General features: G+C 41.6%; 11 protein-coding genes. 2 read left to right on the plus strand and 9 right to left on the minus strand.

Features of this window, described 5'->3' with window-relative positions; genetic code table 11:
* The 5 genes from SB775_RS09915 to SB775_RS09935 form a co-directional block, all read right to left on the minus strand.
* Positions 1-1,419: an NAD-dependent succinate-semialdehyde dehydrogenase gene (locus SB775_RS09915; RefSeq protein ID WP_410861478.1), complete on the minus strand. Its 1,419-nt coding sequence runs from the start codon at positions 1,417-1,419 to the stop codon at positions 1-3.
* A 217-nt stretch (positions 1,420-1,636) separates the two neighbouring features.
* Entirely contained in the window at positions 1,637-2,905 is a 1,269-nt protein-coding gene (locus SB775_RS09920) for a dicarboxylate/amino acid:cation symporter (protein WP_217899803.1), read from the minus strand.
* Between the two features lie 220 nt (positions 2,906-3,125).
* Entirely contained in the window at positions 3,126-4,046 is a 921-nt protein-coding gene (locus SB775_RS09925; protein WP_410861479.1) for a ketopantoate reductase family protein, read from the minus strand.
* Positions 4,047-4,192: 146 nt separating this feature from the next.
* Positions 4,193-4,753 (minus strand): 3D domain-containing protein, encoded by a 561-nt coding sequence (locus SB775_RS09930; protein ID WP_061461434.1) that lies wholly within the window; start codon positions 4,751-4,753, stop codon positions 4,193-4,195.
* A 397-nt stretch (positions 4,754-5,150) separates the two neighbouring features.
* Complete coding sequence (locus tag SB775_RS09935) at positions 5,151-6,215, minus strand: M20 family metallopeptidase (RefSeq protein WP_410861480.1); 1,065 nt, start codon at positions 6,213-6,215, stop codon at positions 5,151-5,153.
* Positions 6,216-6,378: 163 nt separating this feature from the next.
* On the opposite strand from SB775_RS09935, the gene SB775_RS09940 reads away from it, so the two are divergent.
* Positions 6,379-6,885, plus strand: a complete 507-nt coding sequence (locus SB775_RS09940) for a general stress protein (RefSeq protein WP_089362590.1) — start codon at positions 6,379-6,381, stop codon at positions 6,883-6,885.
* Between the two features lie 50 nt (positions 6,886-6,935).
* On the opposite strand, the gene SB775_RS09945 is transcribed toward SB775_RS09940, so the two are convergent.
* The 3 genes from SB775_RS09945 to SB775_RS09955 all read right to left on the minus strand — a co-directional run bounded on the left by SB775_RS09945 (position 6,936) and on the right by SB775_RS09955 (position 11,108).
* Entirely contained in the window at positions 6,936-8,927 is a 1,992-nt protein-coding gene (locus SB775_RS09945) for a methyl-accepting chemotaxis protein (protein WP_410861481.1), read from the minus strand.
* A gap of 217 nt (positions 8,928-9,144) precedes the next feature.
* On the minus strand, positions 9,145-10,611 hold the full coding sequence (locus SB775_RS09950; protein ID WP_410861482.1) for a PH domain-containing protein: 1,467 nt from the start codon (positions 10,609-10,611) through the stop codon (positions 9,145-9,147).
* A gap of 2 nt (positions 10,612-10,613) precedes the next feature.
* Positions 10,614-11,108: a PH domain-containing protein gene (locus SB775_RS09955; RefSeq protein ID WP_089362593.1), complete on the minus strand. Its 495-nt coding sequence runs from the start codon at positions 11,106-11,108 to the stop codon at positions 10,614-10,616.
* A gap of 246 nt (positions 11,109-11,354) precedes the next feature.
* On the opposite strand from SB775_RS09955, the gene dacB reads away from it, so the two are divergent.
* Positions 11,355-12,845, plus strand: coding sequence for a D-alanyl-D-alanine carboxypeptidase/D-alanyl-D-alanine endopeptidase (gene dacB, locus SB775_RS09960; protein WP_286140825.1), 1,491 nt, complete (start codon positions 11,355-11,357; stop codon positions 12,843-12,845).
* Here the strand turns inward: dacB and SB775_RS09965 are convergent.
* Positions 12,825-13,508 carry an HAD hydrolase-like protein gene (locus SB775_RS09965; RefSeq protein WP_375166261.1) on the minus strand — a complete coding sequence of 228 codons (684 nt, stop codon included), beginning with the start codon at positions 13,506-13,508 and terminating at the stop codon, positions 12,825-12,827. The genes dacB and SB775_RS09965 overlap by 21 nt on opposite strands.
* Between the last annotated feature and the right edge of the window lie 91 nt (positions 13,509-13,599).

The raw sequence follows: 13,599 nt of genomic DNA on the forward strand, positions 1-13,599 counted from the left end.
TTACAAACCTAACGAAATATATTTTACTTCAAGGTATTCTTCGATGCCTTGGTGTCCACCTTCGCGGCCGAGCCCACTTTGCTTGAATCCGCCAAATGGAGCTTGTGGAACGGAAGGGAGTCCGTCGTTCAATCCTACAATACCGAATTCAAGTGCCTCGGTGAATTTGATGCCTTTGGTGATATTTTCAGTGAATACGTAAGCTGCCAAACCGAAGATGGAGTCATTTGCCCTTTTGATTGCCTCTTCATCGGTCTTGAAGGATGCGATTGGAGCTAGTGGACCGAATGTCTCTTCCTTCATGCAAAGCATGCTGTCATCAATGTTGGACAGTACGGTTGGTTGAAGAAAAAGGCCGCCGATTGATTTTCCGCCAGCTTCGAGCTTAGCTCCGCTGCTGATTGCTTCATCAATTTGTTTTTGAACCTTATCCACTGCATTTTGATCGATAAGCGGACCGATATCAACGCCATCTTCCAATCCGTTTCCTACTTTTAGTTCTTTGACCCTGGCAACGAGCTTTTCGATAAAGGCTTCCTGAATGGCTTCGTGGACATAAATGCGATTTGAACAGACGCATGTTTGTCCAGCGTTACGGAATTTTGAACTGATGATGCCATCAACCGCCTTATTAAGGTCGGCATCTTCAAGAACGATCGCGGGGGCATGACCTCCAAGTTCAAGCGAGATTTTCTTTACTGTGTCGGCTGAGCCCCTCATTAAGGTTTTACCGACTTCTGTAGACCCGGTGAACGTCAACTTACGGATCCTCGTATCTTGAAGCCAAGTTTCACCGATTTCTGATGATTTTCCTGTCACGACATTGATGACTCCTTTTGGAATCCCAGCTTCTTCCGCTAATTCAGCCATTTTTAAAGCTGTTATGGGAGTCAGGTTTGCCGGTTTAATGACGACTGTGCAGCCGACGGCAAGGGCTGGTGCCACTTTTCTTGTAATCATGGCTGCTGGAAAGTTCCAAGGCGTAATGACAGCTACAACTCCTACAGGCTGTTTAGTCACGAAAAGCCGCTTATTGGACACGGAAGCAGGAATCGTTTCGCCGTAGACCCGTTTCCCTTCTTCGGCAAACCAAGATAAAAAGCCATTTGCATATGTCATTTCGCCAAGAGCCTCTTTAAAGGGCTTGCCTTGCTCTTCAGTCATGATTTTGGCAAGTTCTTCTTTATTATCATCAATCAATCGATGCCATTTCCAAATTAGTTCCGCACGTTCGTAAACTGAGAGTGCTGACCAATCCGTAAAGGCATCATAAGCGGCATCTGCAGCCTTGGCTGCTTCAGTCGCACCGCCTTTAGGAACGGTGGCAACTATTTCATCCGTTGCCGGGTTTTTCACTTCAATTTTATCCAACCCAAAATCCGACCACTCACCGTTAATAAATAATCCGTAATCCTTCATGATAAAACCTCCTATTTTGGTTAAATCCATCAAACTACTAAAAAACTTTTAACTTTATACCTTTACCTGTTACATAAAAGTATAAACACTTTCCGATGATACTGAAATTTATTTGATTGGCTATTTTTTTGAAACTCGACTATTCCTTGTAGAATGTGGAGGAGGAAGACATAAAAAAAGAGGTGCAAGTTGCACACCTCTACATTCATGGTTTCGATTATTTTTCCGATGAGACGGCCACTTCACCCATATCACCTGAGATGGCTTGATTTGGATTGAATTCACCTTCGGATTTAGAAATGACCACAGTAGCAACACTGTTACCGATTAGATTAGTGATTGCGCGTGCTTCAGACATGAAGCGGTCGACTCCAAGAAGTAGTGCCATTCCTTCAACCGGAATCATTGGGAAGGCAGCTAATGTTGCAGCAAGTGTAATGAAACCGGATCCCGTTACACCAGCAGCTCCTTTGGACGTTAACATCAAGATTCCCAGAAGGGTTAATTCCTGCCAGATGCTTAAATCGATACCATAGGCTTGGGCGATGAAAATCGCTGCCATGGATAAGTAAATGGATGTGCCATCAAGGTTAAAAGAGTAACCAGTTGGGACAACTAAACCGACTACGGATTTTGAACAACCGTATTTTTCGAGTTTTTTCATCACGCTTGGGAGGGCGGATTCCGACGAAGATGTACCTAAAACTAAGAGGATCTCTTCTTTTAAATAGGCAATGAACTTGAAAATATTAAAGCCGTAGATTTTTGCGATCGAACCAAGGATAAGAATGATGAATAGTGCCATGGTAATATATACGCTACCCATTAATTGTCCTAAGGAACTTAGTGAACTAAGACCGAACTTACCGATTGTGTAAGCCATTGCCCCAAAAGCCGCCAATGGAGATACTTTCATGATCATACTGACTATGCCGAAGAAAATATCAGCAATATGTTGAAGGAAGGAGACGACAGGTTGTACTTTTGGTCCCATCGCCGCCATTGATAATCCGAATAATACGGCAAAGAATAAAATAGGGAGTAAGTCCCCGCCAGCCATTGCAGCAACAGCATTATCGGGGATGATGTTGGAAATGAAGGCCATTGCGCCATGTTCCGTTTCGGAAGCGGCTGTTGTATATTGTGATACATCGCCGCCTTCGACTGAATCGATGTTGAAACCTTTACCAGGTCCTAACATATTAACTACGATAATTCCGATAGCAAGGGCGAAGGTGGTAACGATTTCAAAATAGAGCAGGGCCTTTCCGCCGATGCGGCCAACCTTTTTCATATCGCCCATACCGCCAATCCCGATTACGACGGTTAGGAAGATGATTGGTGCAATGACCATTTTAATCATTTTAATAAATAAATCAGCTAATATCTTCAGCTGTTCACCAAAAGCAGGGAAGAAGAAACCGACTGTTATACCCAAAATGATACCGATGATGACCTGAACTGTTAGATTTTTTAATATTTTCAAGGTACATTCTCCTTTGCTATATGATAGCGCTTTCTTAACTTGACTATAGTGTAACAGAAGGAAGAATCAGAATATTCTTTTGGTGATATTGTTCTTTTTGGTCTTTTTGGTCTTGTGGATTTCAAATGATGGGTAGAAGAGGAAATGATAGTGATTTAGGTCTAATGTATACCTAAGCAGCATAAAAAAAATACCGGCGGAGCTCCGGTATTGAGGAAAATCAATTTTCAAATGGTTTTATGAGTGCATAAAGGGTTGCAATCACAGGAAGTTTCAAGCCGGCCTTGTCAGCAAGGCGCAGTGCTCCGCCCTGTAAATGTTCCACTTCGAGGGTTTGGCCCTTCCGGCGGTCCTGATGCATGGAAGAGGTTGATTCATCCGGTAAACCTGCCATGTTTTCCAAAGCCTGAGCAATATTCTGCCTGGTAATCCCAACGTCATAAGCGTTTGCAAGTTCCTTCATTTCAACTAGGACGTTTTCCAGCAATCCATTGGTTTCCGGGAATCTCCGTATCGTGCCGATAGGGAGGTTTGAGGCGGTTGTTACACCCGAGAAAGCGGTGATGAACATGTATTTGATCCACATCCTGATTAATATGTTTTCCGTCCTGCTTACCTCCATGATAGCTGATCCGACCGCCTGTTCAAATTCATCACAAATCTTTTTCTGTGAAGGGTGAAGCGGGCCATAGATTAAATCGTGATTATCATTGGAGTGAATGACATGACCTTTTTCATCAAGGGTGGCAATGATGAAGGCACTTCCTCCCATGACGGCTTCATCGCCCAGTTCTTCTTGTAAAATGGATATATGCTCCAATCCATTCAAAAGCGGAAGGACCTTTGCGCCCTTTTCAACAAGGACCTTTAAATCTGTAAGGGTACCTTGCAGATGCTGGCCTTTTACGGCGAGAACCACAAGGTCAACCTTGTCTATATCAATTACATTTTCTGTGATATGCAGGTCGTTAAATTGATAGTTTCCATGTGGGCTTGATATGCTTATGCCGTTTTCTTTCAATTGTTCGGCACGTTTTTTTCGGACAAGGTATTGAACATGCTGACCAGCCTGCTGCAATCTGCCTCCAAAGTAAGAACCGAGTGCTCCGGCCCCTATAATGACAATATTCAAAGTGCACACCTCTCTTTTGGTTAAGATGTACTAATCATAACATTGACTGAATTTTCGGTAAATGTTTATCGTTTAAGGGTAAACTAGCTGTTTTAAAGTGTGTAAGTGGAAAAAACAAAAGACCAGCCTGAAAGATATCAGGCTGGCACTTATCATTATTTATAGACTTTTACTTTAACCGTTTTTCTGCCCCAATTCATTGCTTTTGAATGAGAAGAGTAGAAGACGTCAATTTTATTCCCTTTGATTGCGCCGCCTTTATCTGCGGCAATGGCCTCCCCGTATCCTTCTACATGAACTTTAGTTCCTAGCGGAATGACCTTAGGGTCGACTGAGATTGCTTTTGCGTTAGGGTTTTTCTTTAAGTTAAGACCTGATGCTGTAATACCGCTGCAACCTTTGCAGTTCGCTGTGTAAGCTGTCGCATTGACGGTGATCGTTTTATATTTCTTGGATGATGTTGTTTTAGCTTTAGCTTTAGGTTTAGCAGAGGTCGAAGTTTTCTTAACCTTTAAAACTTGATTTGGATGGATGTTATCTTTTTTAAGGTTGTTCCAACCTTTGAGTTGATTGACTGTTATATTATGTTTATTGGCGATACCCCATAGTGTGTCGCCGCTTTTAACTTTGTATGTAGTAGTAGCAGCCGATGAAACTCCGGAAAAACTAAATACCAGCAAGAAAGCAGTGAATAGTGGAAGTAGTATTTTTTTCAAAATGAATAGTCTCCTTTGTTTTAAATCGTAGACTTAGAATAACAGGTATATATGACAATAATGTTTCGGTGGAATAGTAATTGTGTTACAAAAACGTTTCCGTTGATAAATAAATGTAATGTAAACTAGGTCTAAAGGACTTGTCCATTAAATGGAAATGTATATTTATTATGTCAGTATGAGCGTTTTTTTTGTTTAAAAATGTTGATGCAATGGCATATTTTGTTTAATTATAAAAAAACTGGTTGATTGATGCTTAGTTTTAAAGTCCTGTATATTTTGTAAAAATACAACGCGATAATAGTCAAATACCTGCTGTATATTTTAGTGAGAGAGGATTTTTAGGAAATGAAAAAATCCGACATCTAATGATGCCGGATGTTAACATCCAAATGGATTAAGTTAAAGAAAATTCAGAAGCGAAATCGACTAGCATTTTTTGATATACTGCCACAGATTCAAGATTAACGCATTCCCTATCTCCATGCCAGTTCTCACCTTTAGGTCCGAATTCAATGGCTGGTATATTATATGCCGCAAAAAAGACGGTATCTGCGGAGCCATGTTGTCCAAAAATGACAGCATCTCGATGGGTGTTCTTTTCGATAATCGGGCGAAGCAGTGTGATGAATGGGTCTGACTCTTCTGTTTTTACAGGTTTACTGTACATATTAAGGTGGAGATTCTTTCCTGTCACACTTTCGATCTGAGCAATGATCTCTTCCATTGTTTGCGTAGGAAGATAGCGGATATCAAGACTGAGCAAACACGCATCCGGTACCTTATTGTAGACATCCCCACCTTTTATTTTTGCTAGGTTAATTGAAGGGGAAGAGTAAAGGGGGGTATGATCCCGGGTGAAAGGAAGTTCCTTTATTTTTTGATAGAGATCATAGGCCTTTTCGATTGCATTTACGCCTTCCCATGGTCGGCTTCCGTGTGCGGATTTGCCGGATACTTCAATATCGAGTCGAAGTGCACCCTTTGCCTGGAGACCGATTCCCAATTGTGTCGGTTCAGCGCATATTACGAAGTCCCCTCTGTAACCATGTTTCGCTAAATATCCAGAACAGTTCAACCCGCCAATTTCTTCATCTGATACAATCTGTAGCTGGATTTTCAAACCTATGCCCTTATCTTTCAGTTCGGTAAATGCACACATCATCCCTGCAAGCCCAGCTTTCATATCGGCTGCCCCGCGTCCATATAAATTTCCTTCATGAACTTCAGGGAAAAATTGATCAGGCGTCCCGCTGACAACATCCACATGGCCATTCCAAATTACGGTTTTATCTCCGCTGCCAATCTCGCTAACAAGCATTTTATAACCGTTATTGACGATCACATTTACGGTAATTCCTTGTTTTTTAAGCCAGTTCGCACAGTATTCAACTGCTTCGTTGGCTCCTTCTTTCGATGAACTATCAATAGATACTAAATCCTTAAGTAACTCGATTAGCAAAAAGAAAACCCCCTAAAAATATGCATACTATTAGTATATATACCCTTTCTTAGTAAGGGTTAACTCAAAAATATTTTCTTGTTAAAAAACGTTTAACCTTTTCTTCCCGTGGGGTATGTAAAGGGGGAGCGACAATTTACATTCTTTAAGGAGGATGATAAATATGGATAAACGTATAATTGGTGTATATGAAACTGGAGAAGAAGCCATTAAGGCTGTTGAGTCATTGCAGGCACAAGGATATAACCGTGAAGATATTTCAGTAGTTGCGAAAGATAAAGAAGAATTAAAGACAGTGAATGAAGAAACGGGTACAAAGGTTGAAGAGGGACTTGCAGCCGGTGCGGCGACCGGAGGAATTTTGGGCGGTGCTGCCGGATTATTGGCAGGTGTGGGTGCACTGGCGATTCCGGGAATCGGACCGGTACTTGCAGCTGGGCCGCTTGCTGCCACATTAGCCGGAGCGGCTGTAGGTGCAGGTACTGGCGGATTGGCCGGTACATTAATCGGTATGGGCATACCTGAAGAAGAGGCGAATCGTTATGAAGCGGATGTTAAGGGTGGCAAGCTGCTTGTGTTAGTCGATTCGGATGCGAGTAAACCCAACTCTTCCTACTCAGGAATTACAGAGACCGATGAAACGCTAACGAACAGTAGAAGACCTCTTTAAATTGTAAGTTAAAAAAGGACGGACCCCGTTAGGGCCCGTCCTTTTTTTGATTAGAATGTAAATTTCCGTATTTCCTTGTGCATATCCTGGGATAGGGCATCCAATTCACTAGCCAGGGCATTTAATTGTTCCATGGAAGCATTCGTTTGTTCTACGGAAGCAGATACTTCTTCAGTTCCTGCCGCAGTTTCCTGGCTGATCGAGTTTAATTGTTCTGCATTACTCGCCATCCGTGTGACCTCGGATACCATTTCGTTCATCATCTTTTTTATTTCGTCAAAATTGCTGAATGTATTCGCGATAATGGATGCAATGTGACTGAAGGCATTTTCCGTATCCGTTACAGAAGTATCCTGAAGATGGATTTTTTGATTGACTTGGTCAATCAAATCAACGGTATTGGTTGTATCGGTTTGCATGGCTTGAATGATTTCCGAGATTTCCTTTAGTGAGTTTTTCGTCTGTTCGGCCAGTTTTTTCACTTCATCGGCAACAACTGCAAACCCTTTTCCATGTTCACCTGCCCTGGCTGCTTCGATGGCAGCATTCAGAGCGAGTAAATTAGTTTGTCCGGCAATTCCGCTTATGGTCTTTACAATCGCATTGATATCATTTGACCGTGCATCCAAAGATTTGACTGCCGTACTCATCTTACTGGATATCATGGAAGTTTCATTGAATTGCCGTTTTAGGCCTTGCACTTGAGTGATTCCGTTTTCGGAAGCCTTGAACATATTTTCGGATTCCGTGGCCATATTGCTCGCTTGCGCTTCAAGATCATTGATTTTGTCAGCCAAAAGCTTTACAGCCCTTTCGTTATTCTGCCCTACTTCAATTTGGTCGATGGCACCGGCCGCTATTTGTTCCATAGTCAGGGCCACCTCGTTAGCTGCCGCTGAATTCTCATCTGCACTAGCCACCAGTGTCATGGATGAATCGGATACTTTATCGGAAAGGTTGTTGACAACCCCTAACATATGGCTCATATTCCTGGTCATTATGTTGGTGTCTTCTGAAAGTTGCCCAATCTCATCCTTTCTGGGAATGGAAGTCCTGGGTGTGAAATCGCCGTCAGCCATTTTCCGAATGGATTCTTGCAGCTTTTTAATGGGAGTTGTTAAAGAACGGGTTATGAAGATGGCAGTTAGTGCAGTGACAGTAAAGACGATCAACATTGTGATGATATTACCGATTATCATCGGGCTTGCATGGGCTATTACTTCATTTTCTTCCATTACTCCAGCAATTCGCCATCCAGTGGTTGGATTGGTGGCGTATCCGATGATCCGGCTTTGCCCTTCATATTCCTCTATCATTGAACCGGATTCACTTTTCATTTTTCTGAAGATATTTTCCTTTGATATATCCTGTTGAATTTTTTTCTTGTCAGGATGTGTAACGAATATCCCCTTCTTATCAAGCAAAACGGTATAGCCAGTTTTTCCGAATTTCGTTTGATTAACCATCGTGATCAATGTATCGATTGAAATGTCGACGCCGATCACGCCTATTAATTCATCTCCATCATATATGGCTTTTGCTGCCGTAATGACAAGTTTATTCGTCGCCTGATCTGTATAAGGTTCCGTCCAAATGGTCTTGTTTTTTTGTTTTAATGCGGATTGATACCAATCCCTTTGTCTTGGGTCGAAGTCAGCCGGCAAATCCGCTTTTGGGAATATTAATGTTTTTCCACCTTTCTCAGTGCCGAGGTATAAACCATTTATTTCGGAACTGCTTGACTGTGTATGGGAAAACTCATCCATTATGGATTCTGGGTACTTATCAGAATTACTCATGATAGGATACTTACCGATCCTATCCAATTGATTCTCCGTTTTTTGAAAGAAGATTTCGAAAGAATCGTTCATTGACTTTACTTGCTCTTCCGTCGTTACGGTAAGTACCTGGGTCGTCATATCGATACTATTTTTATAGCTCATGTAGGAGATGGCCATTCCGCTTATCATGATCAAAGCTAAAAAGGGAATCAATATTTGTTTTTTTAGCGAATTAAAATACCAGTCCTTCAGTCTTTTCATATGGACAATCCTCCTTATATACCTCTAATTAATTTTGGCTTCTATAGATATTTCGGTCTGTTTGCCCTTTTTTGAAGATTGAAGTTGGAAAATTGCCAATATTAATTTTGTCGGAATCTCCAACATAAATATAAGGTATTCTGCGGTTGGCATGGAGTGGAATATAGATGAAAAAAAAGAGCTGACCGCTATAGTCAACTCTTCCAATCATTGAATCTTATTCGACTTGGATATTTTTTGTCCTGCCCGTATACCATGTGTAAAACTCGTCAGCATATTCAACGGATACATCTTGGAGCTTTGTATGGTGCACAGGCTTGGAGCGGTTGATCGTTTCGATTGAGGCAAGCCCGAAAAGCTTTTGCAACTTCGTACGTTCCACCTCAATTTGAATGACCTTGCTTCTTTTGGTAATGAATAGTGATGTTTCCAAACTTCCGGACTTAAACTGAATAAACTCATCATTTAATAAATAACGGCTATTTTTGTAATCTAGAATTCTCAATGTATAAATGATGGCGAGTAAAATCAGCGATATATACCATAGGGAGGGTTTGAAATAATAGATTGCCACTGTTGTGAGAATCCAGAAAAAGCTGGGCCGCAGCATTCGGATTTTGAAGGCCTGCTTCGATAGCGACTCCATTGACCGTTCCACTCTGTAAGCGGGTAAAATCTCTTCTACCATTCCATATGCCATTTCAATCGATAAAAAAGGATAGAGAGTATTTGTTTCTAGCTCTTCATCACCCGTACTTCCTGCGCTGATCAGTTTCACTTCTGCCAAGCCTAGCAACCTTTTAATGATTGATTGGGAGATTTCGACAGCTTGTACTTTTTCTTTCTGAATGGAAAAAGCAGATTCATCCAGTAGACCTTTCTTGATATATATACGATCGTGATCGGATGAAATTTCATATTTTCCATATTTAACGAATGTGGAAATGATTCCGAAGGCAACGGCTATACATATGAGGCCGACAAGAACGATGGTTATGATCCACCACGTATCCAATAACTTGGCAAAGAACCCTTCGGCATTCTCCAAATTGATAAAATCATCGAGTGTATTATATAACGTAGCCACAATTGGGATAAGAGCCAAAAAGCTGAGTGATGTAAAGGAAGCTTTCAGCACATCCTGTTTAGTTGGCGTGAAATGGATCGTTTTTTCAATTGGTTCCATATCCTCCGCTATTCGTTCTTCGGGGCTATCCAATTCGATAACCTGAAGTTCCTGTTTTGAAGAATATTCCCCCTCAAGCCGTTCGGCCTCTTTTCGGGAAATAACCTCAAAAGGCAAGGTACCCTGATCACCAGTCATCCCTGTTTCGAATGTTAAAGAGGTTAAGCGGAAAATCTTATGGAATACCGTCGTACGTTGTTGAACATTCTGTACCTTATGAAGCGGGACCGTTCGATAAGATTTCGAAATGATCCCTGAGGTAATATAAATGGTTCCTTCTTTGATTTGATATTTATACGTATACCATTTAAGGATGATAGAAAGGACATTCCAAATCAGATAAACTAAAAAAACGATTTGGAGTACCTTCATATACATCTTTTCAGAACCGAAGTTCAGGACATAAAGCATGATTATGAAAAACACATTCCCTTTCAGCAATTTCCATAATTCGAAGGGGATTTTGAAAGGGTGTAATCGTTTCACATGTTCTTCCATCGTTAATCCACTTCCTTAATTTTAGCGAAATGGGCAATTTTATCTCGTAATTCATATGCCTCTTTCTCGGGGATGGCAGGTATGTCATGTGAGTCCCCCATTGTTCCGATACTTAGTGAATAAAGGTTATATTTTCGCAAAAACGGGCCTTGGTTCAATTTGACGGACTGAACCTTCGTCATCGGAATGAGTTCATGCGTTTCACTCCAAGCTCCGCGTTTTGTTTGAATGAATTCTTCGTTCACGTCGTAACGCCAATACTTTTGCAACAAGATTGGTTCAATGAAGATGGACCAGATTGCATGGAAAAAAGATAATGTGATAAGTCCGTATAAAATCCATCCAATCCATTCTTTCCAAGCGAAATAATCATCAACATATAATAGGATGCAAAAGACGGCGAGGGTAATGAAATTGGTAATGGCTTCGGTCATCCGCCATACCTTCACGGATTCTTTGGAAATTTTCTTCGTTGGTGGCGATATCTTTGAATACATATATTCACTCCTTACTATGTCTTTATACTTATACGGATTATCATTCAAAAAGGTTCCCTGTAATCGTACATGTAAATGAATCATGAAGTAAGGATCGCCAATTGGATTCCATTGAATGGCGGTCGAATAATCCTGCCTTTCTTGAGTATGTATAAATAGAGACCATCATGTGGAAATTTTCTTTTTTAAATGACTTTAAAATGGACAAGATAGAGGTGGTGAGTTTTTAGAGTGGGAGTGATAGGTTTGACATATAAAAGGAAGTTGAGTTTTATATTCTTCCTGTTTTTGATTTGTTTTTTTAATGGAGAATCGATGCAGGCTGCGAATGATGATGGAAACCTAGGACAGGAAATTCAACAAATTTTGGATGATTCACCAGGGTTGGCAGGGGCGTTAACGGGAATTTCCATCCGATCAGCGGAATCGGGGGAACTGATTTATGAACGAGGGTCGCAAACGAGATTGCGGCCTGCTTCGAACCTTAAGCTTTTGACTGCAGCAGCTGCGCTGGAAACATTAGGGGAAGATCATCTTTTTCAAACGGAACTATACATAAAAGGGGTGCAGGTTGGCCATGTTCTGCAGGGGAATGTTTATCTGAAGGGAAAAGGAGATCCAACATTATTGGAAAAGGATTTTGATGAGCTGGCATCGTCACTGAAGCACAAGCAAGTTAAGCTCGTTCATGGAGATCTTATAGGGGATGATTCTTGGTATGATGATATCCGTTATTCCCGAGACTTGGTCTGGAGCGATGAACAGGAATATTACGGAGCAGCTGTTTCAGCTTTAACCGCTTCTCCGAATGATGACTACGATACCGGTACCATTATCGTGGAGATAACCCCCGGGGAAAAGGCTGGAAAAATGGCAAAGGTGATGCTGAAGCCTGAAACGGATTACGTGAAGATCATCAACAAAACGAAAACAGTAGCGGCAGACGGCAAACAGGAAATTGAAGTCGAACGGTCTCATGGCACAGATGTCATTACAATCACCGGGACCATTCCGGAGCATGCCGGGGTGACCGAAGAATGGATCTCAGTGAAAGATCCCACAGAATATGCCCTGAGCCTATTTGAAAAGTCAATGAAGAAACATGGAATTAAAGTGTTGGGAAAAAGGAAAAAAGGAAAAGCCCCTGTAGGAGCGGACTTGATCGCCACTCATCAGTCCATGCCACTTTCACAACTGCTTATTCCTTTCATGAAATTGAGCAATAACGGCCATGCTGAGGTTTTGGTGAAAGAAATGGGCAAAGAAGCAGCAGGGAAGGGAAGCTGGAAAGATGGTTTGAAGGTCGCTCGAAATCAAATGAAGGGTTTGGGTCTCAATATGCAAACAATCAAGATGCGTGATGGATCTGGCATATCCCAAGTCAATATGATTCCAGCGAATGAAATAACGAAACTGCTATATGCCGTACAGGAGAAAACGTGGTTTCCTGCTTACTTGAACGCTTTGCCGATTGCAGGAAATGAAAAGCGGATGGTAGGCGGTACGCTTAGAAAGAGAATGAAAGGGACAAATGCAGCTGGGAACGTTCGTGCGAAAACAGGGACCATTTCAGGAACGAGCTCTCTATCAGGTTATGTGACGACCAAAAGAGGGGAAAGAGTCATATTTTCGATCATCGTGAATAATTTCATGGAAGAAAAGGGCATTACGGCAATCCAGGATAAGATAGCCGTGATGCTTGCAGAACAGGAAAAGCTATTGGTGAGCGGACTTTAGTATCCATTTTGAAAGGTAAGCTTGAAGTTCAGAAAAATCTGCGATGAACAGATCAGCATCAGCCAATTCATTTTCTTCGGCAAATCCAAATTGGCAGCCTACAGCCGATAAGCCATTTTTCTTTGCTGCCTCGATGTCGGATTTTCGATCCCCAATCACAATGGCGCTATCAATTCGATAGTCTTTCAACAACATTTGCACTAATTCGGTCTTCGAGCCTTTCGAGGACCTTTCCACGCTATATATGTCCGTAACGAATTCATGCAGCCCAAAATAAGAACAGATTTCTTCCAGGTACTTTACTAGACCGTTGCTAGCAATGAAAATGGAAATTCCAAGCTGTTTGATCGTTGACAAGGTCTCCATGACGAGGGGGAAAAGCTGACCATTCCCTTGTTTGATTTCTTGAATCAAGCAATCTAAAAAAAGTTGGTCAGCCTGTCGGCGAATATGATCGGGATGCTTAGGTAATAGAGTTTCCCATACGACTGTCAGCGGGACGCCCATAATCTCTTGATACTTGGCAAGCGGGGTATTCCCTGTCCAGCTCCCTTCTGATCGAAGTATCTCAAATGTTCTTTCAAGTGAAGAACCTAATATCTTGTTTGTTTGAAACAAGGTGCCGTCCATATCGAAAATGGCGGCAAATTGGATTCTGTTCATTACTAGCACCTTCTTCTTAGTTTTTTTCATTTTATCCCCACAAGGAAGGAATATAAGGGAGGACGAATAGAAATAAGTAGTATAGGAGGAA

Source organism: Peribacillus sp. SIMBA_075 (assembly GCF_046534585.1).